The following is a 20,978-nucleotide window of genomic DNA, read 5'->3' as shown; positions in this document are numbered from 1 at the left end:
GCCGCTGGACCAGGTGACTCGGACACACATTCCGGCAGCGCACTATGAGCTGGCGCACACCTTCCGCCGTCACGCGTCCTCGCCCAAGCCGCCGCCGCACCCCCGAGATCACTGGCGCAGGCCGCGCCGGGTTCACGTCGTCACGCGGGCTGGGGCTCGGCGACGGGCGCCTCCCTCGTCCTGATCGGCCGCGTCACCTGCTTGGCCACGCACGACGGCATCCCCGCCGCGGCACCCGCCCCGCGGCGCTGGTAGACGCTGGGCGGCATGCCGACCAGCTCGGTGAAACGGGTGCTGAACGTGCCCAGCGACGAACAGCCCACCGCGAAACAGACCTCGGTGACGTTGAGGTCGCCACGGCGCAACAGCGCCATCGCGCGCTCGATGCGGCGCGTCATCAGATAGGCGTACGGCGACTCCCCGTAGGCGAGGCGGAACTGGCGGCTGAGGTGCCCGGCCGACATGTGCACGCCGCGGGCGAGCGCCTCGACGTTCAGCGGCTGGGCGTACTCCCTGTCGATGCGGTCGCGTACGCGGCGCAGCCGCGCGAGGTCCTTCAGGCGTTCCGCCGTGGTGAGCGCGCGTCCCCACGCGGGATGGCACATGAGCAAACCCCTCTCGTCGACGGCCCGCGCTCGCTCAGCGCACTTCCTGGATGCGGACCAGGTTGCCCGCGGGGTCGCGGAAGGCGCAGTCGCGCACGCCGTACACCTGCTCCGTCGGCTCCTGGACGACCTCGGCGTCGCCGGCCCGCACCTTCCTGAACACGCCGTCGAGGTCCCTGGTGGCCAGCAGGATCCAGCCGTAGGTGCCCTTGGCCATCATCTGCTGGATGGTGCGGCGCTCGTCCTCGGTGATGCCGGGATCGGCGGCCGGGGGCGCCAGGAGGATGGACGTGCCGGGCTGGCCGGGCGGGCCGACCGTGATCCAGCGCATCGTCCCCTGCCCGACGTCGCTGCGTACCTCGAAGCCGAGGGTGTCGCGGTAGAAGGCCAGGGAGGCCTCCGGGTCGTCGTGCGGCAGGAAGGTCGTGTGAATGGCGATGTCCATACCGTCACGGTAACGGCGGCTCCCCGACCTGCGCTTCTCCCATCCTGACCGATCGGTGACGCCGGCTCACGCCTGGTCGGTGGTGCGGGTGTAGAGGGCGGTGATCTCGCCCAGCAGCCGGTCACGTGCCACGGCGGAGGGGGCGACGCCGGTCAGCACGTAGGCGGCGAGTCCTTCGGCCAGGGCCACGAGGGACAGGGCGGTGCCGGAGGCGTCCACCTCGGCGGCGACGCGGCCGGCTCGCTGGTCCCTTCTGATCAGGTCGGCCAGCCGGCGGTGGAGTCCGGCGTACAGGATGCGCAGCCTGGCCGCGATGCTCTCCTCGGCGAGGCCGAGGGCGTGGAAGGACTGGCGTACCCGCATGTGGGCCTCGGTGGTGGCGTCGTACGGGATGAGCTCGGTAAGCACGGTGGTGAGCACCAGGCGGGGGTCGGCGGCGTCGAGGGCGGAGCCGGTCTTCTGCCTGATGCGTACGCTGGACAGCTCGTTGCCCCGCTCGAATGCGGCCTCGATGAGTTGCCGCTTCGCCGGGAAATAGTGTTGCACCCGGCCGGGTGAGATGCCGGCCTGGGCCGCCACCTCGGTCAGGGAAACGGCGGCCAGGCCGCGGTCGGCGACGATGGCGAGCACGGCGTCGGCGATCTCGTTGCGCCGCTGCTCGTGGTGGGCTCCGGGCCCACGGGCGCGTCTCGGTGCCACGTCGCCACCTTATCGATGCGGTCACACTGGTGTGGCTGGACGTGGTGGTGCCGGACGGAGGCCGGCCAGGCGGGGGGCGAGCCGCGCGGCCATGAGGCGGTAGCCGTCGGCGTCGGGGTGCAGGCCGTCGGGCAGGAGGAGGTGGGCGTCACCGGCCCCGAGAACGCTCGGGCCGTCGATGAGGTGGAGGCCGGTATCGCCGCATCGGCGCAGCGTCGTCACGGCGTCCGTGACGGCGCGGCGGACGTCTTCGAGGGTCATCATCGCCTGGTTGGGCAGCCGCTCACGGTCCGGTGAGACGATCGGCGAGAGCACGGCGATCGGCGCCCGCGGATGCGCGTCGCGGACCGCCTGGACGAACCCGGACACCTGGCCGGCGAAGGTCCGCGGGCCGAAACTCGCGGCGCCGTACACGTTGATACCGAGGCACAACAAGATCACATCCGCGGGCGTACGCGCGATGGCCCCGGCGGCGACGGGGTCGAGGTGGCACTCCCCGGCGAAGCCGAGACAGGTGAGGTCCCAGCCGAGGCGGCGCGCGACGAGAGCGGGCCACGTCCGGCTCGGGCCGGCGGCCGAGCGGCACTGCGTGATCGAGCTCCCGTACGCGACCCAGCGGGGGCCCTCGTCCACGGCGGCGGCGTACGTCGCGCCGTGCAGGACGAGGGCACCCGTCCGGAGCTCGCCGAACTGGGGCAACCACACCTCGACGACCTTGGCGCCGGGCGGCAACGAGACCTGGCTCGTCGCCGCCCCCGCCGTCAGCGCCGTACGCCGCCACAACGCGCCGTCCACGACGACGTCCAGCGATGTCACGTCGTCGTCTGCGGCGTGGGTGCGCAGTTCCAGCGCGCTCGCGTCGGTACGGACGACCGCGCGGACCCCGGCCGGCATGCGCGCCCGCGTGACCAGGCCGGAAGCGTGGGCGGTGGCGATCCGGCCGGGCGGCAGCCGCCACGGCTGCCACCAGCCGCCCTCCTCCGTCCAGGCCAGGCCGCCCCGCCAGACGTCCGGCCGGGCGTCAGGAGCGAGCCGGATCGGCGCCACGCCGGCCGGTCAGACCTTCGGGCCGAGCGCGACGCTGCGCCAGGCGTCCCCGTCGGAGAGCGCGAGGCCGCGCTTGCCGGTTTCCGGGTCGCGGACCATGATGACGCCTCCGATGTGGCCGGCCGCGTTCGGCAGCGCGCCCGGCGCGTGCTCGGCCAGGGCCACCTGGTGTGCGTACACAGTGCGCATCCGCCGGTCCGGGCTGCCCAGATCGCGCGCGTTGTCGGCGGGCGGGATCAGCCCGGTGGCGCTGGAGGCCATGGAGACCAGCTCGTTGGTGTTCGTGGTCGAGCAGAGCAACTCGGTGGCGGCCGATCCCGACTGGTTGACCGGGACCACCCGCAGCCCGCCCTTGACGCCCGGGTTGGCGTTGTTGCCCTCCACGACGAACGAGCCGTAGTGGTCCTCGCCCACCGTGGGCTTCTCGGTCGAGGTGCTGACCACCTTCGCCGCCGCGCCCAGCGGCTGGGCGACCTCCATCCGGTTGAACCGGCCAGGGCCGGCCTGCACGAACGAGTCCGCCCCCACCGTGCCCGCGACCAGCGGTACGTGCGCGGAGGCGTTGCCGATCACGTGTGACCCGTGCAGCCCGCCGGTGGTCATGATCGGCGGCCGGTCGGCGGGGTCGGCCGAGATGACGTTGCCGATGACGCTGAACGCGGTCGCCTTCCCGGCCACCCTGATCGCGGCGGCGTCGGACTTGCCGTCGAGGTTCCAGTGGTCGAACGAGTTGTTCGCGATGGTGATCTTGCTGGCGTCGTTCTCGAACCGGATGGGCGAGTGGTTGAGCCAGTTGAAGGTGTTCCCGCTGATGGTGACGTTCTGCGCCCTGACGCCGCTGGAGAACTGGATGGCGCTCGGGCCGTCGTTCAGGGGAGGTTCGAGCCCGCCGAGCACGTTGTCGGCGATCGTCAGGTTGTGGCCCCCGCTGGTGATCTCGATGATCGGCCCGTTGTCGCCTTTCTCCACCATGTTGCCGCTGATGGTGGAGTTGGTGAGGCTGCCGATCAGCAGGCGCCGGCCGATGTCGAGCAGGTTGCCCTGGATGATCGCGCCGCGGAAGTCGGCGTCCTCGGCGCCCTCCGTGACGATGGCCTGGAACGGGCTGTGGAAGTGGTTGTTGGTGATGAGCCACTTCCGCAACCCGTACGGCGGGACGTGGACGGGGCCGCCGCCGACGCCATCGGTGGGCCAGGCGAGGCTGATGCCGGTGGTGCAGAGGGCGACGAGGTTGTGCGAGAAGTACAGTCCGCGGCCGACGTGCTCGACGGCCAGCTTGAACGACACGAACGTGCACTCCAGGATGGCGGCGTCGGTGTCGTCGGTGTTGACCTCGCCGGCGAAGCGCAGCGCCCGGTTGTTCTCGGTCTTGGCGGGGGCGACGAAGGCCAGGCCGTGGATCGCGGCGAGCGAGCACCGTACGTCGATGCCCACGCCGTCGTGCTCCACCTGGATGATGGACGCGCGGTTCGTCATGGTGCTGTAACCGCGTAGCTGGATGCGGTTGTAGTTCTCGTCGGGCTGGTCGGGGATGACGATGGTCCGGGTGATCCGGTAGGTGCCCGGCGGGAAGACGACGATCCGGTACTGCGTGCGCTGGGCGTTGATGGCCTGCTCGATGGCCTCGGTGTCGTCGTGCTTCCCGTCGGCCAGCGCGCCGAATTCCTGGGGCGTGACGATTTCCGGCGGGTCCGCGGTCGCGGCCGCCACGGGGGAGGCTCCCCATGACGCGGTGGCCGCGGCCGCGCCCAGTGCCGCACCGCCGATTCGTAAGAGCGCTCGACGATCGGTGCCCTCGGGCATGGCCCCTACCTCCCATGAAGCGGGTTGATACGTATAGATCGTGGATCGTACAGACGTCATTTCCGGCTTACAAGAGGCGGCGGATGACCGTTTTACGCCCGCTTTGCGCTGCCTCGACGTAATGTGGGGGAAATCTACCCCTTGTGTGCACCCCCTCCGGGTCCCTAGAGTGCCTCCGAGTCGTTACGTATTAGTCAAGTGGATCGCCATGCGCAAACGAGCGGGGCCCCGTCGCCCCACCCAAGTCGAGATCGCCCAGCGGGCCGGGGTCTCCCAGGCCACGGTCTCCCTCGTGCTGAACGGGGGAGACGGTGTGCCGGTGGCAGAGGAGACCCGCCGGCGCGTGCAGCAGGCGATCGAAGACCTGGGGTACGCCGCCAACCCCGCCGCCCGCGCGCTGCGCGGGATGACCGTCAAGACCATCGGGCTCTACACGTTCGAGTCGGTGTTCCCGGTCGACCAGCGGGACTTCTACCACCCGTTCCTGCTCGGGGTGGAGGAGGAGGCGGCGCGGCTCGGCTACGACCTGCTGCTGTTCACCTCGGCCAACACCGCCCAGGGCGGGGTCTACGCCAGAGGGCGCAACGCGCTGCTGAAGGCCGACGGCTGCGTCCTGCTGGGCCGTCACATCTCCCGTGACGACCTGGCGAACCTCGCCAAGGAGGGCTTCCCCTTCGTCTTCATCGGCCGGCGCGACATCTCGGAAACCGAGCTGTCCTACGTCGCCCCCGACTACGTCACCCCGACCGCGGCCCTCGTGGAGGAGCTGGTCGCGCTCGGGCACCGGCGCATCCTGCTCCTGCGGCAGACCGACGGAGCCGAGCCGGGCGACGATCGCGAGCGCGGCCTGCGACAGGGCGCGCAGGCCGCGAACCTGCGCCCGGACGACCTCGTGGTCGAGTTCTCCTCCGGCGCCGCGGACATCGGCACGGACCGGGTCACCGGATGGGTCCGGGACGGGGTCACGGCGGTCGTGGTCGAACCCTCCGAGGACAACGCCACCGGCCTCGCCCTGGCCAAGGTCGCCGAGGCGGCCGGCGTGCGCATCCCCGACCACCTGTCGGTCGCCTTCCTGGGCTCCGCACCGCCGCCGACCGCCACCAGGATCTGGACGTCGTTCGAGATCCCCCGCGTGGAGATCGGCAGGGCCGCGGTGCAGCTGCTGGTCAACCTGCTCGAAGGCGCGGAGCAGCCGCCCCTTCAGCTGGTCGTGCCGTGCACCGACGTGCGCGGCAACTCGATCAGCCGGGTGGTGCGGCGATGACCAGGTACGCGTTGCGCACGGCGGCGACCGGAGTGCTGATCATCTTCGGCGCCGCCACCCTCGTGTTCTTCATCATGCGGGCCGCCCCCGGAGACCAGGCCCTGGTGCTGCTCGGACCGGACGCCACGGCGGCCGAGGTGGCGGCCGCCCGGACCAGGCTCGGCCTGGACCAGCCGCTGCCGGTGCAGTACTGGCACTATCTGACCCAGCTGGTGACGCTCGACTTCGGGGAGTCCTACCGCTTCGGGCAGCCGGCGGTCGAGCTGGTGTTGTCCCGGCTGCCGGCCTCGGTCGAGCTCACCCTGACGGCGACCGTCATCGCGATGGCGGGCGTCGTGCTCGGAGCGCTGGCCGGCGCCTACCGCGGCCGGTGGATCGACCGCGGGATCTCCGGGTTCGCCCTCACCCTCTACTCCATGCCGCCGTTCTGGATCGGCATCATGCTGATCCTGGTGATGGCGTTGCAGCTCAGGCTGCTGCCCAGCGCCGGCGTCGGCACCCCGGCGCACATCGTGCTCCCTGCGCTCACGCTCGCGGCCCCCTTCACCGCGCTGCTCACCCGGATCACCCGCAGCAGCGTCGCCGACACCATGGCGGAGCCCTACGTGCAGCGGGCGTACGCCAAAGGGCTCAGCACCCGCGAAGTGGTGACCGGGCACGTGGTGCGCAACGCGGCGACCCCCGTCGTGACCGTCGGCGCGCTGCACGTGAGCACGCTGCTGGGCGGCGCGGTGATCGTGGAGAGCGTCTTCACCTGGCCCGGCCTCGGCTCGCTGCTGGTGACGGCGGTCACCAACCGCGACTACTCGATCGTGCAGGCCGCGGTGCTCCTCATCGCGGTCATCGTGGTCTGCTGCAACGTCGCGGCGGACCTGATCGCCGCCCGGCTCGACCCGCGAGTACGGCTGGGGGCGAAGGCATGAGCGCGATCACCGCCCGGCCACGGTTGTGGCCCGTACGCCTGAGGTCCACGCCGACCGTCGCCGCGGTCGCCACCGTCGTGCTCGCCGTCTACCTGGTCGTCGGCCTGATCGGCCCGCTGCTGATCGCCTACGATCCGGTGGCGACCAGCGTGGCCGACCGGCTGCTGCCGATCGGGGCGGTCAGATCGGACGGCACGGTCGCCCTGCTGGGCACCGACGGCGCCGGCCGGGACATGCTCGGCCAGCTCGTCTACGGCGCCAGGACGTCGATCATCATCGGGATCTCCGTGGTGGCCGCCTGCCTGGCGGTGGGGCTGGCTTTCGGGACGCTCGCCGGCTATCTCGCCGGCTGGACCGACGTCGCGATCTCCCGGCTGATCGACATCCTGATGGCCTTCCCCGGCATCCTGCTGGCGATCGTGATCGCCGGCCTCTTCGACCGCAGCATGCTGGTCGTCGTCCTGGCGCTGTCGGTGGCCGGCTGGGTCGGCTTCGCCCGGCTCGCCCGCGGGCTCACCCTCTCGCTGCGCGAACGGCCGTACGTCGACGCGGCACGGCTGATCGGCGTTCCCACCCCGGTCGTGATCATCCGGCACGTCGTCCCGTTCGTCATCGGCCCGGTGACCGCGCTGGCGACCACGGAGTTCGCCGGAGCGGTGTTGTCCGAGGCCGGGCTCAGCTTCCTGGGCCTCGGACTGCCCTCGGCCACGGTCTCCTGGGGCCAGGTCATCGCGAACGGCAAGGACTACCTGGACACCGCCTGGTGGATCTCTGCGCTACCTGGGCTGGCGCTGACCGGCCTCGTGGTGAGCACGGGCCTGCTCGGCGACCACCTCACCCAGCGTCTCGGCACGAGCCGCTGACAGCTCAGCCAATGTCAGGAGGGATTTCCATGAGGCCCGTTCGGCTTCGTCGTGCGGTGGCCCTCGCCGCCGCGACAGTATCCATCGTCGGGCTGGTCGCTTGCAGCACCACCACCGGCGGATCGTCGACAGGTGGCGCCGTGGCGCAGGAGCTGGCCGTCGCCGTGTGGACCCCGATCGAGAACCTCGATCCGCACGGCGCCTCCGGGATGGACAACGGCACCCAGGTGGCCGCCAAGGCGATCTTCAGCCCGCTCCTCCGTACGAAGGGGAAGGGGCAGTTCGAAGGGGTGCTCGCCGAGTCCTGGGAGGCCAACGAGGACGCCACGGAGTGGACCTTCACGCTGCGCAAGGACGTCACGTTCTCCGACGGCACGCCGGTCACCAGCGCCGACGTCGTCGCCTCCTTCGAGCGGGTGCTGGCGCTCAAGGGCGCGATGGCCGGCAACTACGCCGGTCACAAGGCCAAGGAGAGCGGTGCGGACAAGGTCGTCATCACCTCCGAGGACCCCGACCCGGCGCTGCTCGGCAAGCTCATCACCTTCTACGTCACCCCCGCCGCCCACCAGGACGGCGACTGGTCCAAGCCGATCGGTTCGGGCCCGTTCGTGGTCGAGCGGTTCACACCGGGCCAGAGCCTGGTGCTCGCACCCAACCCCGGTCACTGGCGCGGCAAGCCGGCGCTGAACCGCCTGGAGCTGCGCAGCATCCAGGAGATGGCGGCGCGGATGACGGCGTTGAAGACCGGCGAGGTGGACATGACGTGGGTGGTCCCCGACGACCAGCTCGCGGGTCTGAAGGGCAACACCGACCTGGTGGTCGAGAAGGACTCGGGCAGCGGCGTCATCACCATGTGGATGAACGGCTCGGAGAAGGGCCTCAAGGAGGCCGCGGTCAGGCGCGCGTTGTGGCAGGCGGTCGACTTCGCCACCATCATCAAGTCGTTGTTCCCCGAGACGGGGTCGGCGGCGAACTCGGTGGTGACGCCCAACGTGCTCGGCTACGCGCCGCAGACCCCGGTGACGTACGACCCCGCCGCGGCCAAGAAGGCGCTGGACGACGCGGGCTGGGACTACGACCAGAAGATCCAGATGCAGTTCTCCCAGCCGCAGTTCCAGCAGTTCGCCGACGCGGTGGCCAGCGACCTCGCGAAGATCGGGGTCAAGGCGGAGCCCACCCAGAAGGAGGCGGCGGTCTTCCTGCAAGACCTGCTGGCGCTGAAGTGGGACCTGAACATCCAGCAGCTCGGCACGGCCGGCTTCGACGCGGCGACCAATCTCGGCCGGTTGTACACCTGCGCGGCCGAGCGTACGGGCTACTGCAACCCCGACCTCGACAAGCTGCTGAACCAGGCGGGCTCGACCAGCGACAACGCCAAGCGGCAGGAGCTGTATGGGCAGGCCAACAAGATCATCTGGGATGACGCGGTGGGCATGTACCCCATGTTCGTGCGGAACCTGTACGTCCGGAACAAGTCCGTACAGGGCCTCACCATTCCCCCGGACCTGACGCCTGACTTCTCCACCGTCCGGATCGGCAACGGCACATCATGAGCCGGATGTCCAAGGTCACCGACCAGGTGGCGGCGGAGCTCGACCCGGAGCCGGCGCCGCTGCTCCAGGTCGAGCACCTGTCGATCGACCTGCCCGGCCCGGCCCGCCCGGTCCGCGTGGTGGACGACGTCTCGTTCACCGTCGCCGCGGGCCGTACCACCGGCCTGATCGGCGAGTCGGGCAGCGGCAAGACCATGACGGCGAGCGCGATCATCGGCCTGCTGCCGCCCGGCGCGGCGGTCACGGGCCGGCTGCTGTGGCACGGCGACGACATGGTCACCATGGCCGAGCAGGACCGCCGCCGCCTGCGCGGGCGCGGCATCGCCATGATCTTCCAGGACCCCCAGGCGGCGCTGGACCCGACGCAGACGATCGGCCGGCAGGTCGGCGAGATCCTGCGGCGCGGCGGAATGCCCGCGAAGGAGGTCCGCCGCACCGTGATCGACCTGCTCGACCGGGTGGGCATCCCCGACCCGGAGACCCGGCACGCCCAGTATCCCCACCAGTACTCGGGCGGGCTGCGCCAGCGGGCCATGGTGGCGACGGCGCTGGCCGGCTCGCCGGAGCTCATCCTCGCCGACGAGCCGACGACGGCGCTCGACGTCACCGTGCAGGCCCGCATCCTCGCGCTGCTGCGGCGCGTGCGCGACGAGGAGGACACGGCCATGCTGCTGGTCAGCCACGACCTGCGGGTGATGGCCCACGTGGCGGACGAGGTCGTCGTCATGTACGCCGGCCGGATCTGCGAGGTCGGCGGCGGCCGCGAGGTGCTCAACAGCCCGGCGCACCCGTACACGCGGGCGCTCGTGGTGAGCGTGCCCGCCGTACGCAGCAGGACGGCCATCGCCGAGCCGCTGCCGGGCAGCCCGGCGAGCCCGGCGGAACGCCCGAGCGGATGCCCCTTCCATCCGCGCTGCGCCAAGGCGCAGGACCGGTGCGCGAGCGAGGTGCCGCGGATGCGCCGGGTCGCCGCCGGCCGGCAGGTCGCCTGTCACTTCCCGGAGGAAACGTGAGCGCATCGCCCCTGGTCCAGGTCAGCGACCTCGTGGTCAACTTCCACACCCGGAGGGAGCGCAGGCGCGGCAGCGCGCCGAACGCCGTCGACGGCGTCTCCTTCGGCCTGAGCGCCGACGAGACCCTGGCGATCGTCGGGGAGTCGGGCTCGGGAAAGACCACGGTCGCCCGCTGCGTCGTCGGACTCCAGGCGCACCAGGAAGGGACGGTCCTGTTCGACGGGGCCCCGGTCGGCCCGGTGACCAGGCGGTCACCGGCGACCCGGCGGGCGATCCAGATGGTCTTCCAGGACCCGGCGGCCTCGCTCAACCCCCGCATGACCGTGCGGTCGACCATCGCCGAGACCTGGCGGACCCACCCTTCGGCCGCACCCGACGGCCGAACCTGGGACGCCGCGATCGACGAGCTGCTCGCCGACGTCGGCCTCGACCCCGACGTCGCCACCCGCCGGGCCACGGCCCTGTCCGGTGGGCAGTGCCAGCGGGTCAGCATCGCCCGCGCGCTCGCCCTGCGACCCCGGCTGCTGGTCTGCGACGAAGCCGTCTCGGCGCTCGACGTCTCGGTGCAGTCACAGATCCTGCGGCTGCTGGCGGGCCTGCGCGCCGCCCGCGGCCTCGCCATCCTCTTCATCACGCACGATCTCGGGGTGGTACGGCAGATCGCGGACCGGGTCGCGGTCATGCACCAGGGCCGCCTGGTCGAGACGGCGACCGCCGACGACCTGTTCGAGCGGCCCGGCCATGCGTACACCAGGAAACTTCTCGCCGCCGCCCTCGACCTCGAGGGCGCCTGAATTCACATGCAACCAGGGGGAACGTTGGAATCACGGATCACTGATGCGGATCTGGCCATCATCGGCGGTGGCGTCGGCGCGGTCGCCGCCGCGCTCGCGGCGCTGCGGCAGGGGCTGCGGGTGGTGCTGACCGAGGAGGGCGACCGCATCGGCGGGCAGTTCACCAGCCAGGGCGTGCCTCCGGACGAGCACAGGTGGATCGAGCAGTTCGGCTGCACCGCCTCCTACCGCCGGTACCGGGACGCGGTCCGCGACTACTACCGGACCTGGTATCCGCTCACCGTGTCGGCCAGAAACGAGCCGCACCTGAACCCCGGGCTCGGCCGGGTCGGCGCGCTGTGCCACGAGCCGCGGGTCAGCGGCGCGGTGTTGCGCGCCATGGTCGACCCCTACCTGAGCGGCGGCCGGCTGCGCATCCTGCTCCGTGCGCGGCCGGTCGCCGCGGAGACCGACGGCGACCGGGTGAGCAGCGTGACCGTGGACCGCGCGGACGGCGGCCTGGTGCACATCGTGAGCCCGTACTATCTGGACGCCACCGAACTCGGCGACCTGCTGCCGCTCGCCGGCGTGGAGCACGTGACCGGGTTCGAGTCCCGGCACGAGACCGGTGAGCCGAGCGCGCCCGAGGTCCCACAGCCTGGCAACATGCAGGCGTTCTCCTGGGTGTTCGCCGTCGACCACCGGGAGGGCGAGAACCACGTGATCGACCGGCCGGCGAACTACGACCACTGGCGCACGTACCGTCCCGACTACTGGCCGGGACCGCAGATCGGGCTGACCGCCCCCGACCCGCGCACGCGGAAGCCGCTGACGCGCACGTTCACCCCGAACGTCCCGTCGGGGCCCGTGCTCGCCGACCAGAGCCAGGACCCGGGCGACCGCGAACTGTGGGAGTTCCGCCGGGCCGTCGCCCGCGAGCAGTACGAGCCCGGCTTCGTCACCAGCGACGTCACCCTGGTGAACTGGCCGATGATCGACTACGTGGAGGGGCCCCTCATCGGAGTGAGCGAGGAGGACAAGGCCCGCCACCTCGCCGGCGCGCGTGAGCTGTCGGAGAGCATGCTGTACTGGCTGCAGACCGAGGCGCCGCGGCCCGACGGCGGGCGCGGCTGGCCCGGCCTGCGGCTGCGGCCCGACGCCATGGACACCACCGACGGCTTCGCCGCCGCGCCCTACATCCGCGAGTCCCGGCGCATCAGGGCCGAGTACACCGTCGTCGAGCAGGACGTGTCCCTCGCCGTACGCGGTGAGGCGGGCGCGACGCCGTACGACGACTCGGTGGGCATCGGCATGTACCGGATCGATCTGCACCCTTCGACGGGCGGCGACAACTACATCGACGTCCCGAGTTGCCCGTTCCAGATCCCGCTCGGCGCCCTGCTGCCCGTACGCGTGCGGAACCTGCTGCCGGCCGGCAAGAACATCGGCAGCACGCACATCACCAACGGCTGCTACCGGCTGCACCCCGTGGAGTGGAACATCGGCGAGGCCGCCGCCTCGCTGGTGGCCTACTGCCTGGGGGAGACGGTGGAGCCGCACGACGTCCGGCGCAAGGAAGGACACCTGCGCGCGTTCCAGAGCAAACTGAAGGCCGACGGCGTAGAGCTGGCCTGGCCGGAGATCCGGGGGTACTGATGTCCGTGTCAGGTGTGATCGTCCCCGCCGTGACCCCGATCGGCGAGAGCGGACGTCCGGACCTCGCGGCCGGCCTCCGCTACTTCGACGCGCTCGCGGCCGCTGGCATCACGAAGATCATGCTCCTGGGCACGAACGGCGAAGGGCCGCTGCACCCGACGGCCGAGATCGGCGCGTTCCTCACGGAGGCCGTCGGCCGCTGGCGGCGCCTGGTGCCTGACGGCGCCGTCGTCGTCAACGTCTCGGCCGCCGGCACCCGCGAGTCGCTCAGGCGGGCCGAGCTCGCCGCCGAGGCCGGCTGTGACGCGGTCGCCCTCAGCCCGCCCTGCTACTTCCACCATGACGAGCGCGACATCGTCGAGCACTACCGGGCCGCCCGTGCCGCCGCCGTGCCGGTGATCGCGTACCACATCCCGAGGTACGCGCCGCCGTTCTCGGCCGGCTCGATCGCGGCCGTCGCCGACATGGAGCACGTCACCGGCGTCAAGGACAGCTCCGGCGACGCGGACGTCCTGCGCCGGTGGCTCGACGTCAAGCGCCACCGGCCGGACTTCGGCGTCAGCCAGGGAGCGGAGGGCGCCATGCTCGACGCGCTGGCCGCCGGCGCCGACGGGATCACCCCCGGGATCGCCAACCTCTCCCCGCGCCTCGCGCTCGAACTGGTCGACGCCCACCACGCCGGCGACCAGGAGCGTGCCGCCCTGGCCCAGAAGCAGGTCGTCCGGCTGCTCGGCGTGCACCGGGTCCGCCCCGGAGTCCCGGTCGTCAAGGCGGCACTGGCCATGCGGGGCCTGTGCCGCCCCACGGTCGCCGCGCCGCTGCGCACCCTCGACGACGGCGAGCTGACGGCGCTGCGCGAGTTCCTGAGGGAATTCGAGCCGGAACTGATCGCAGGCGCCGATGGCTGACGTCGAATGGTGGCGTACCGCGGTGATCTACCAGATCTACATCCGGTCCTTCGCGGACGGGAACGGCGACGGGATCGGCGACATCGCCGGAATCCGCAGCCGCCTCGGCTACCTGGCCGGGCTCGGCGTCGACGCCATCTGGATCACACCGTGGTACGCGTCGCCGGGCAACGACGGCGGCTACGACGTGTCCGACTACCGCGCCATCGCCCCCGAGTACGGCGACGTACACGAGGCCGAGCAGCTCGTCGCGGCGGCGCACCGGCACGGCCTGCGGGTGATCCTCGACATCGTGCCGAACCACACCTCCACCGACCACCCCTGGTTCCAGGCCGCGCTCGCCGCCCCTCCGGGCTCCCCGGAACGGGCGCGATACCACTTCCTGGACGGCCCGGGAGCGCCCAACGACTGGCGCAGCACGTTCGGCGGCCCGGCCTGGACCCGGGTTCCCGACGGGCAGTGGTACCTGCACCTGTTCGACCCCACCCAGGCCGACCTGAACTGGTCCAACCCCGAGGTGCGCGCCGAGTTTCTCGACCTGCTGCGCTTCTGGTTCGACCGCGGGGTCGACGGGTTCCGCATCGACGTCGCCACCGGCCTGGTCAAACACCCCGGCTACCCCGACCTGGGTTACCGGGAGGAGGACCTGCTCGTCCTCACCGACGTGCCCGACCACCCGCACCGCGACCGCGACGAGGTGCACGCGATCTACCGGGACTGGCGGGAGGTGGCCGACGCCTACGACCCGCCGAGGGTCTTCGTCGCCGAGGCGTGGGTGGCCGATCCCGACCGGCTCGCCAGGTACGTGGCGCCCGCCCAGCTCCACACCGCCTTCAACTTCCCCTTCCTGCAGTCCGCGTGGGACGCCGGCGACCTGTTCACGGTGATCGACTCCACGCTCCGCACGATGGCGCTCTCCGGCGCGCCGCCGACCTGGGTGCTGTCCAACCACGACGTCGAACGTACGGTGACCCGCTACGGCCGCGCCGACACCCGCAAACACCAGGGGAGATCGGGTCACGAACTGGGCCCGGTCGACGAGGAGCTCGGCCGCCGCCGCGCCAGGGCCGCGCTGCTGCTCATGCTGGCGCTGCCCGGCGTCGCCTACCTCTATCAGGGCGAGGAGCTCGGGCTGCCCGACCACCTGGACATCCCCGACGACCGCCTCCGGGACCCGATCTGGACCCGGTCCGGCGGGCGGCGACGGGGGCGCGACGGCTGCCGTGTGCCGCTGCCGTGGACGCCCGCCCCGGACGGCGCCGGGTTCGGGTCGGCGGACCCGTGGCTGCCTCAGCCTTCCGGCTGGGGACGGCTCTCGGTGGCCCGCCAGGTGGCCGACCCGGACTCCACGTACGGGCTGGTGGCGCGGGCGCTGCGGATCCGGCGGGAGCTGGACGTGCCGCAGGAGCTCGAATGGGTGGACCGGGCCGGCTCCGTGCTGCGTCTGCGGCGGGGGCCGTACTTCGAATGCGTCGTCAACCTCGGTGCCACCGAGGTGCCGCTGCCCGCGGGCACGGTCACGCTCCTGCGCAGCGACACGCACGCCGAGGTGCGCGCTCCGCTCGGGCCGGACACGGCCGCCTGGCTGCGCGTACGGGACGGGAGCGCGGAGCGGACGTGAGGCGCCCCAACATCGTGCTGATCCTCGCCGACGACCTCGGATATTCCGACATCGGCTGTTACGGCGGGGAGATCCGCACGCCGAACCTCGACCGGATCGGGCGGTCGGGGGTGCGGTTGTCGCAGTTCTACAACACGGCACGCTGCAGCCCGTCGCGCGCCTCCCTGCTGACCGGGCTGCATCCGCACCAGACCGGCATCGGCGTCCTGGCCGGGAACAACGCGCCCGGAGGATATCCGGGCAGCCTCAACGACCGCTGCGTGACCGTCGCCGAGCTGCTCGGGGACGCCGGGTACGCCACCGGCATGTCGGGCAAATGGCACCTGAGCGGGCCGTTGTGGGAACCGGCCGACTCGTGGCCCACCCGGCGGGGCTTCTCCGACTTCTTCGGGACGCTCAGCGGATGCGGCAGCTACTACGACCCGGCGACGCTGTACCGCGGCGAACAGGACGCGAGCGACGAGACCCGCGATCCGCGCTTCTTCTACACCGACGCGATCACCGATCACGCGGTGGACTTCATCGGCCGGGAGGCCGCCGCCGGCCGGCCGTTCTTCGCCTACGTCGCCTACACCGCGCCGCACTGGCCGCTGCACGCGCCCGAGGACGACATCGCCGGATACGACGGCGTCTACACGGCGGGCTGGGACGAACCGCGCGCCCGCCGGCTCGACCGGCTGCACGCCGAAGGCCTGCTCGGCACCGAGTCGGCACTGTCCGCGCCCGACCCCGCCCAGCCATCGTGGGCGTCGGCGCCGCATCAGACGTGGGAGGCACGCCGCATGCAGGTGTACGCCGCCCAGGTGGAGCGGATGGACCGGGGTGTCGGCCGGATCCTCGACCGGCTGGCGGCGTCCGGGGTCTCCGACGACACCATCGTCGTCTTCCTGTCGGACAACGGCGGCTGCGCCGAGATCCTGCCGCTCGGCGACCCCGGCGAGTTCCGATCCAGGCGACACATCGTGCCCGCGGCCACCCGTGAGGGCGCCGAGCTGCGGGTCGGCAACCTCCCGGGCGTCGACCCCGGGCCGGAGGACACGTACGCGAGTTACGGCCCCGCGTGGGCCAACCTGTCCAACACCCCGTTCCGCCTCTACAAGCGCTGGGTGCACGAGGGAGGCATCGCGACCCCGTTCATCGTGCACTGGCCCGCCGGAGGCCTGGCCGCCGGCCGGATCGTCCGGACGCCCTGCCAGCTCACCGACGTGCTGCCCACCCTGCTCGCCGCCGCCGGCGTCACGTACCCGCGCGAACACCGGGGTCACGAGGTGCCGCCCCTTGAGGGGCGCGACATGACGCCCGCCCTGCGAGGGGAGCCGGTCCAGGACACGTGGCTGTTCTGGGAGCACCTCGGCAACGCCGCCGTACGCCGGGGGCGGTGGAAGCTGGTCCGCGAGCACGCGGCGCCATGGGAGCTGTACGACCTGGACACCGACCGCTCCGAGCTGACCGACCTGGCCGGGCACCACCCCGACGTCGTCGCCGAACTGGCCACCGCGTACCAGGCCTGGGCACGGCGGGTCGGCGTCATACCGCGCGGGTGAGAGCCTTGTCCGCGGGATCCGGCGTCTGCTGGGCGGCCACGTAAGCGGCGTCGCGTACCTCGTTCAGCCATCCCGCCGGGCGCAGACCCGGGATGGGACGGCGGAGGGGGTTGAACCGCGTCGGCATGTCGGCGTCCCCGATCGCCGGGCCGGACAGTTCGACCTGGCCGAACAGAGTCCACGGACCCCTCGGGGCGGCGGCCAGCAACTCCGCGCGCAGCGGACCGTACTCGACCGCCTGCTCCAGCGCGTCGATCGTGGCCGGCAGCCGGGCGGGCGTGTGGAACAGCGCGCCGAGCAGGAGCCTGCGCTCACCCCCCTGGTACGGGAACAGAGAGCCGTACATCCCCGTCCAGCGCGTCGCGGGCCGCAACGCACGACGGCCGAGCGCGGTGTGGCCGGTGGTGGCCAGCAGCAGGTCGGCGGTGGCGTCGTCCTGCTGCCAGCGGAAGGCGAGCCCGAGAATGTCGGGAAGCGGCGGCGGCACACCCGTGGAGCGGGACAACCGCGCGATTCCCCGCAGGTCCAGCGGCTGGTCGAGGAACCGGGCACCCCACGGCCGAGGCGTCCCGTGCAGGCGCAGCCGCGCCTCCAGGATCAGCCCGGACCGGTGGAGCGGGCGCCCTCGCCGCAGCCGGGCGGCGGTGCCGAACGTGGCGGCCAGCCCGGACCGCACGAAGGAGGTGCACCACTCCATGACCTGCTCCTCAGGTCGGGGACCGCGTCTTCGGAACGGCAGCTACCCGAGGTGCCGAGGGAGAATCCCCTTGACGAGGGCGGCCGGACCGGGGCGAACGACAGTGCCCGCTGACATCCGGCCCTCGCCGCGTACTCAGTTCTCGTCGAGATGCGTGCGATAGGTGTGGTAGACGCGCAGCTCACGCCGCGCCTGGTGACGGCTGCGGCGGCGGTCCTCGCGACGGAAGTGCTGCCACTCCCGGGAGGAACGCTTGGCGTCGACGACGAGCACGTGGTAGCCGGGAGGGCCCCAGAAACAGCCGTCCTGCTTCCAGTCGGTGCTGTCGACGTCGACCTCGTCCGGCAGCGTGCACGGCCCGAAACGGTGATCATGCACGGGCACGCAGGTGGTCAGTGGCGCGTCGGCCATCCGCACCCACCATGGCCGGGTCTTGTCGGTCTTGCTCATACGGTCACCTTTCGGCTCCGTGACGCCCCTGGTTGGGGCTGTCGCTAGACCGGGTGCACCGTGATCACCTCCGAGCTCCGTACAACACAAAAGGGACCGAGAGCGACAACGCCGCTCAAAGACCCTGATCACGACACTACCTCGAACCGCGGCCCCGTGCGGATCGCCGTCGTAGGTTGGGCACATGCTCGACCTTCCCCCGAACGCGGAAGCGGCGCGGCTGCTGGACCGGATGGGCGCAATGCCCGCCGACCGGGACGAAACGCTGGCGGTCCGGCCCGACCCCCACAAACACCCCGAACTGTGGCGGCACCTGGAACGGTGCCATCGGGACATGATTTCGCAGATGGGCTCAGGGCTTACGGGCAACGGATACCGCGGCTTCCCGGCGTTCCCGGTCGACGCCGGCCCCGTGGCGTTGCACCTCTACGTCTGGCTCTATCTCGCCGTCCTGCCGCGGACACTGCGCTACCACGCCGAACGCGGCATCGAGCGTCACAGGTCGTGGGAGACGCTGTCCGGTCTCGGGCCCATGATGGCCGAGCACCGATCCGTGCACGGGGTCGGTGGAGTCGGGGCGTTCGATCAGTGGTGCCCGCCGCTGAGGTTCCGGGGGACCGAATATCTGCCCGAGCGCTCGAACATCGTACGATTCCAGCGCCGCTTCGTACTGAAGCCACCGGCACCCGGCGACGAGGACCGTGCGGACGCTTCCATGCTGGAATACGTCTTCGGACGGCCGAGCCGGCAGGGCCCGGTCACGGAGAGCCGGCTCGCGGAGCTGCCGCAGGACACCACCTTGCGAAGGGCGTACGTGACCCACCTGCGATCCGGCCGGCACTGGCATGCCCGCACCGGCCGGATCGTTTATGGCGTGTCCTTCTGAACGGGTGAGCAGCAGCCGTCCGAGCAACCATCAGACTCGGAGACGGTGCCGCCGGACAGGGTGGCGGCTGGGACCGCACAGCAGGCGTCCCCACGCCAGGCTTCGCGGCCTTCCTTGACCGCGACGGCGGCGATGACGAGGGCGGCGACAGGATCGGCCCAGGACCAGCCGAACAGGCTGTTGAGCGCCAGGCCCACCAGCAGGACCGCCGACAGGTAGGTGCACAGCAGGGTCTGCTTGGAGTCGGCGACCGCGGCGGCGGAGCCGAGTTCGCGGCCTGCGCGGCGCTGCGCGTAGGACAGAAAGGGCATGATCACGAGCGACAGAGAGGCCAGGATCAGGCCGGGGGTGGAGTGCTCGGCCTCGCCGACGCCCAGCAGGGCGCGGACCGAGTCGAAGGTGACATAGGCGGCCAGGGCGAAGAACGAGAGCGCGATGACGCGCAGCGCGGTCTTCTCCCGTGCTTCGTGGTCGGCGGCGGAGAACTGCCAGGCGACCGCGGTGGCGGAGGCGACCTCGACGATGGAGTCGAGGCCGAATCCGACGAGGGCGACCGAAGAGGCGATGGTGCCTGCGGCGATGGCCACAACCGCTTCGATCACGTTGTAGGCGATGGTGGCTGCCACCAGCAGCCGGATACGCTGCCGCAGCAGAGTGCGCCGCGCCGGGGACGGGACGGGGCCGGTCAGGTTGGGCGCGCTCATGTCGCCGCTTCCCCGGCCGCCGGCGCGACACCGTCACAGTCGGGGTGGCCGGGGGCGGGGCAGAGCGTGACCGCGTGGCCGGTGGCTGCCAGCAGCTGCTCGGCCGAGGCCAGCAGGTCCATCAGCTCGGGCCGGGTCAGGGAGTAGAACGACTGCCGGCCTTCGGCGCGATAGTCGACGAGGCCGCAGTCGCGCAGGCAGGCCAGGTGCTTGGACACCGTGGACTGCGCCAGCCCGAGTTCGGCGGTCAGGTCGACCACGCGAGCCTCGCCGCGGGCGAGCCTGGCCACGATGCGCAGCCGGGTTTCGTCGGCCAGCGAGTGGAACAACGCTGCCGCCGGGGGGACGCCGACAGCGATATCGATGCGGACGCAGCGGCCAGCAACATCATTAATCGCCATACGGCGATGATATTCCAGAAAGGGTATGTCATCGCAAGAGCGAAGGAAGTCGTGCCGTAGGCTCAGCAGGCATGCTCCGGGCTGACGACCAGGCGCAGCGCCGCCGGGATCAGCGGACGGTGTGGCGCAGGGGGTCGGTGAAATGCAGGCCCTTGTCCGCCAGGCGCTTCTCCACCTCTTCGGGGTCCGCGGGGGCGGTCCCGGGCAGCACGTAGTACTCCTCCAGTACGGCACGCGCGGCGTCGTTGTCGCTGACCGCCCAGTCCCAGATCACCTGCTCCCCCTCGACCATGACCTCGAAGGCGAAAAACGCGCAGCAGGCCTTCTCCCGTGCGGCGAGGTCGCGCACCCACGCAGCCACGCCGGGCTCGGCGCGCAGCCGGAAGCGGACGCCCTGGCCGGTCCGCCCGCGGCTGAGCAGGTGCCGTCCGAACAGCAGCCGGTATTCCTCCAGGCGCTGCCGGGCGGTGTCAGGAGCGGTGGTCATGTCGCAGACGACGGGCGTGGAAGCGGGCGGGATGTCCATGCTGGACTCCTCTCGACGGGTTCCGGCGCTCTTGTGGCGCCCTCACGTGAACCGTAGAGTCTGGAGCTGAGTCCAGAGTCAAGAGGCGAAGCCACATGAGAATCGGACAGGTCGCTCAGGAAGCCGGGGTCAGCGTGGACACCGTGCGCTTCTACGAGCGGCGCGGCATCCTGCCCGCGGCCGAGCGCAGACCCTCCGGCTACCGCGTCTTCACCACCGAGGCGGTGGAACGCATCCGCATGGCCAAGGCGCTACAGGAACTGGGCTTCACCCTGGACCAGGTCATCGACGCCCTGACCGCGCACGACCAGGGCGGCGCCACGTGCGACAGCGAACGCTGGCGACTGGAAGCGGTGGTGAACCGGCTCGACGCCAAGATCGCAGAGCTGACCAGGGCCCGCCGCACCGCTGCGGCGGGCCTTCAGGACTGCCGGGCCGGCCGCTGCCGGCTCATGTACGGCCAGGCCGAGGCCGGCGTCAGGTCAGGTAGCGGAACCACAGGTACGGCGCGGTCAAAGTGATGGTCACCACGGTGACGACCAGGCCGTACTTGGTGAACTGCCAGAAACTGATCGGGGTGCCGTTGCGGGCGGCGAT

At 71.4% G+C, this 20,978-nt stretch carries 22 protein-coding genes; 12 read left to right on the top strand and 10 right to left on the bottom strand.

What is annotated here, in order from left to right; genetic code table 11:
• Nucleotides 1–140: 140 nt before the first annotated feature.
• The 5 genes from GUY59_RS32040 to GUY59_RS32020 form a co-directional block, all read right to left on the bottom strand.
• Nucleotides 141–605: a helix-turn-helix transcriptional regulator gene (locus GUY59_RS32040; RefSeq protein WP_138203934.1), complete on the bottom strand. Its 465-nt coding sequence runs from the start codon at nt 603–605 to the stop codon at nt 141–143.
• Between the two features lie 34 nt (nt 606–639).
• On the bottom strand, nt 640–1,050 hold the full coding sequence (locus tag GUY59_RS32035) for a VOC family protein (protein ID WP_138203936.1): 411 nt from the start codon (nt 1,048–1,050) through the stop codon (nt 640–642).
• A gap of 66 nt (nt 1,051–1,116) precedes the next feature.
• A complete protein-coding gene (locus tag GUY59_RS32030) occupies nt 1,117–1,749 on the bottom strand; it encodes a TetR/AcrR family transcriptional regulator (RefSeq protein ID WP_138203938.1) in 633 nt (210 codons plus the stop codon).
• A gap of 21 nt (nt 1,750–1,770) precedes the next feature.
• Nucleotides 1,771–2,796 carry an SGNH/GDSL hydrolase family protein gene (locus GUY59_RS32025; protein WP_138203940.1) on the bottom strand — a complete coding sequence of 342 codons (1,026 nt, stop codon included), beginning with the start codon at nt 2,794–2,796 and terminating at the stop codon, nt 1,771–1,773.
• 9 nt (nt 2,797–2,805) lie between these two features.
• The gene (locus tag GUY59_RS32020) at nt 2,806–4,506 is read right to left on the bottom strand and encodes a right-handed parallel beta-helix repeat-containing protein (RefSeq protein WP_161714799.1); all 1,701 of its coding nucleotides are present in this window, start codon (nt 4,504–4,506) and stop codon (nt 2,806–2,808) included.
• 301 nt (nt 4,507–4,807) lie between these two features.
• Between GUY59_RS32020 and GUY59_RS32015 the strand changes: the two genes are divergently transcribed.
• Genes GUY59_RS32015 through GUY59_RS31970 form a run of 10 tightly spaced genes read left to right on the top strand, consistent with a single transcriptional unit; the run spans nt 4,808 to nt 16,717 of the window.
• Nucleotides 4,808–5,863 carry a LacI family DNA-binding transcriptional regulator gene (locus tag GUY59_RS32015; protein WP_138203944.1) on the top strand — a complete coding sequence of 352 codons (1,056 nt, stop codon included), beginning with the start codon at nt 4,808–4,810 and terminating at the stop codon, nt 5,861–5,863.
• Entirely contained in the window at nt 5,860–6,786 is a 927-nt protein-coding gene (locus GUY59_RS32010) for an ABC transporter permease (protein WP_132333519.1), read from the top strand. The genes GUY59_RS32015 and GUY59_RS32010 overlap by 4 nt, the downstream gene beginning before the upstream one ends.
• On the top strand, nt 6,783–7,649 hold the full coding sequence (locus GUY59_RS32005; protein ID WP_138203946.1) for an ABC transporter permease: 867 nt from the start codon (nt 6,783–6,785) through the stop codon (nt 7,647–7,649). Before GUY59_RS32010 ends, GUY59_RS32005 begins: the two co-directional genes overlap by 4 nt.
• 29 nt (nt 7,650–7,678) lie before the next feature.
• Entirely contained in the window at nt 7,679–9,202 is a 1,524-nt protein-coding gene (locus GUY59_RS32000) for an ABC transporter substrate-binding protein (protein ID WP_161714798.1), read from the top strand.
• Nucleotides 9,203–9,207: 5 nt separating this feature from the next.
• Nucleotides 9,208–10,215 carry an ABC transporter ATP-binding protein gene (locus GUY59_RS31995; RefSeq protein ID WP_138203950.1) on the top strand — a complete coding sequence of 336 codons (1,008 nt, stop codon included), beginning with the start codon at nt 9,208–9,210 and terminating at the stop codon, nt 10,213–10,215.
• Nucleotides 10,212–11,009 (top strand): ATP-binding cassette domain-containing protein, encoded by a 798-nt coding sequence (locus tag GUY59_RS31990; protein WP_201761590.1) that lies wholly within the window; start codon nt 10,212–10,214, stop codon nt 11,007–11,009. The genes GUY59_RS31995 and GUY59_RS31990 overlap by 4 nt, the downstream gene beginning before the upstream one ends.
• Before the next feature lie 24 nt (nt 11,010–11,033).
• The gene (locus GUY59_RS31985) at nt 11,034–12,644 is read left to right on the top strand and encodes an FAD-dependent oxidoreductase (RefSeq protein ID WP_236667704.1); all 1,611 of its coding nucleotides are present in this window, start codon (nt 11,034–11,036) and stop codon (nt 12,642–12,644) included.
• Entirely contained in the window at nt 12,644–13,552 is a 909-nt protein-coding gene (locus GUY59_RS31980) for a dihydrodipicolinate synthase family protein (RefSeq protein ID WP_132333525.1), read from the top strand. The genes GUY59_RS31985 and GUY59_RS31980 overlap by 1 nt, the downstream gene beginning before the upstream one ends.
• Nucleotides 13,545–15,173 carry a glycoside hydrolase family 13 protein gene (locus GUY59_RS31975; protein ID WP_138203956.1) on the top strand — a complete coding sequence of 543 codons (1,629 nt, stop codon included), beginning with the start codon at nt 13,545–13,547 and terminating at the stop codon, nt 15,171–15,173. The genes GUY59_RS31980 and GUY59_RS31975 overlap by 8 nt, the downstream gene beginning before the upstream one ends.
• Nucleotides 15,170–16,717, top strand: coding sequence for an arylsulfatase (locus GUY59_RS31970; RefSeq protein ID WP_171055496.1), 1,548 nt, complete (start codon nt 15,170–15,172; stop codon nt 16,715–16,717). Before GUY59_RS31975 ends, GUY59_RS31970 begins: the two co-directional genes overlap by 4 nt.
• On the opposite strand, the gene GUY59_RS31965 is transcribed toward GUY59_RS31970, so the two are convergent.
• The gene (locus GUY59_RS31965) at nt 16,701–17,414 is read right to left on the bottom strand and encodes a hypothetical protein (RefSeq protein WP_138203960.1); all 714 of its coding nucleotides are present in this window, start codon (nt 17,412–17,414) and stop codon (nt 16,701–16,703) included. The two genes, GUY59_RS31970 and GUY59_RS31965, sit on opposite strands and share 17 nt — an antisense overlap.
• Nucleotides 17,415–17,549: 135 nt before the next feature.
• Nucleotides 17,550–17,864: a hypothetical protein gene (locus GUY59_RS31960; protein ID WP_138203962.1), complete on the bottom strand. Its 315-nt coding sequence runs from the start codon at nt 17,862–17,864 to the stop codon at nt 17,550–17,552.
• Between the two features lie 184 nt (nt 17,865–18,048).
• Here GUY59_RS31960 and GUY59_RS31955 point away from each other — a divergent pair, with 184 nt between their 5' ends.
• On the top strand, nt 18,049–18,750 hold the full coding sequence (locus GUY59_RS31955; RefSeq protein ID WP_138203964.1) for an acyltransferase domain-containing protein: 702 nt from the start codon (nt 18,049–18,051) through the stop codon (nt 18,748–18,750).
• On the opposite strand, the gene GUY59_RS31950 is transcribed toward GUY59_RS31955, so the two are convergent.
• The 3 genes from GUY59_RS31950 to GUY59_RS31940 form a co-directional block, all read right to left on the bottom strand.
• Nucleotides 18,732–19,454 (bottom strand): cation transporter, encoded by a 723-nt coding sequence (locus GUY59_RS31950; RefSeq protein WP_138203966.1) that lies wholly within the window; start codon nt 19,452–19,454, stop codon nt 18,732–18,734. The two genes, GUY59_RS31955 and GUY59_RS31950, sit on opposite strands and share 19 nt — an antisense overlap.
• Nucleotides 19,451–19,855, bottom strand: a complete 405-nt coding sequence (locus tag GUY59_RS31945) for an ArsR/SmtB family transcription factor (RefSeq protein ID WP_138203968.1) — start codon at nt 19,853–19,855, stop codon at nt 19,451–19,453. The genes GUY59_RS31950 and GUY59_RS31945 overlap by 4 nt, the downstream gene beginning before the upstream one ends.
• Nucleotides 19,856–19,964: 109 nt before the next feature.
• A complete protein-coding gene (locus GUY59_RS31940; protein ID WP_138203970.1) occupies nt 19,965–20,381 on the bottom strand; it encodes a hypothetical protein in 417 nt (138 codons plus the stop codon).
• A gap of 95 nt (nt 20,382–20,476) precedes the next feature.
• Between GUY59_RS31940 and GUY59_RS31935 the strand changes: the two genes are divergently transcribed.
• On the top strand, nt 20,477–20,902 hold the full coding sequence (locus tag GUY59_RS31935; RefSeq protein ID WP_138203972.1) for a MerR family transcriptional regulator: 426 nt from the start codon (nt 20,477–20,479) through the stop codon (nt 20,900–20,902).
• The last annotated feature ends 76 nt before the right edge of the window (nt 20,903–20,978 follow it).

The organism is Nonomuraea sp. K271 (assembly GCF_009908215.1).
Lineage (GTDB): Bacteria > Actinomycetota > Actinomycetes > Streptosporangiales > Streptosporangiaceae > Nonomuraea > Nonomuraea longispora.
Note: the sequence above shows the minus strand (reverse complement) of the source record. Positions and strands in the feature narration are given on the sequence as shown.

What these genes read in the sequence shown, in the direction of transcription:
- GUY59_RS31940 (WP_138203970.1), bottom strand. Translation starts at nt 20,381, where the DNA reads ATGGACATCCCGCCCGCTTCCACGCCCGTCGTCTGCGACATGACCACC.
- GUY59_RS31965 (WP_138203960.1), bottom strand. Translation starts at nt 17,414, where the DNA reads ATGGAGTGGTGCACCTCCTTCGTGCGGTCCGGGCTGGCCGCCACGTTC.
- GUY59_RS32010 (WP_132333519.1), top strand. Translation starts at nt 5,860, where the DNA reads ATGACCAGGTACGCGTTGCGCACGGCGGCGACCGGAGTGCTGATCATC.
- GUY59_RS31935 (WP_138203972.1), top strand. Translation starts at nt 20,477, where the DNA reads ATGAGAATCGGACAGGTCGCTCAGGAAGCCGGGGTCAGCGTGGACACC.
- GUY59_RS31975 (WP_138203956.1), top strand. Translation starts at nt 13,545, where the DNA reads ATGGCTGACGTCGAATGGTGGCGTACCGCGGTGATCTACCAGATCTAC.
- GUY59_RS32000 (WP_161714798.1), top strand. Translation starts at nt 7,679, where the DNA reads ATGAGGCCCGTTCGGCTTCGTCGTGCGGTGGCCCTCGCCGCCGCGACA.
- GUY59_RS32035 (WP_138203936.1), bottom strand. Translation starts at nt 1,050, where the DNA reads ATGGACATCGCCATTCACACGACCTTCCTGCCGCACGACGACCCGGAG.
- GUY59_RS31950 (WP_138203966.1), bottom strand. Translation starts at nt 19,454, where the DNA reads ATGAGCGCGCCCAACCTGACCGGCCCCGTCCCGTCCCCGGCGCGGCGC.
- GUY59_RS31995 (WP_138203950.1), top strand. Translation starts at nt 9,208, where the DNA reads ATGTCCAAGGTCACCGACCAGGTGGCGGCGGAGCTCGACCCGGAGCCG.
- GUY59_RS32005 (WP_138203946.1), top strand. Translation starts at nt 6,783, where the DNA reads ATGAGCGCGATCACCGCCCGGCCACGGTTGTGGCCCGTACGCCTGAGG.
- GUY59_RS31945 (WP_138203968.1), bottom strand. Translation starts at nt 19,855, where the DNA reads ATGGCGATTAATGATGTTGCTGGCCGCTGCGTCCGCATCGATATCGCT.
- GUY59_RS32015 (WP_138203944.1), top strand. Translation starts at nt 4,808, where the DNA reads ATGCGCAAACGAGCGGGGCCCCGTCGCCCCACCCAAGTCGAGATCGCC.
- GUY59_RS31955 (WP_138203964.1), top strand. Translation starts at nt 18,049, where the DNA reads ATGCTCGACCTTCCCCCGAACGCGGAAGCGGCGCGGCTGCTGGACCGG.
- GUY59_RS31960 (WP_138203962.1), bottom strand. Translation starts at nt 17,864, where the DNA reads ATGAGCAAGACCGACAAGACCCGGCCATGGTGGGTGCGGATGGCCGAC.
- GUY59_RS31980 (WP_132333525.1), top strand. Translation starts at nt 12,644, where the DNA reads ATGTCCGTGTCAGGTGTGATCGTCCCCGCCGTGACCCCGATCGGCGAG.
- GUY59_RS32040 (WP_138203934.1), bottom strand. Translation starts at nt 605, where the DNA reads ATGTGCCATCCCGCGTGGGGACGCGCGCTCACCACGGCGGAACGCCTG.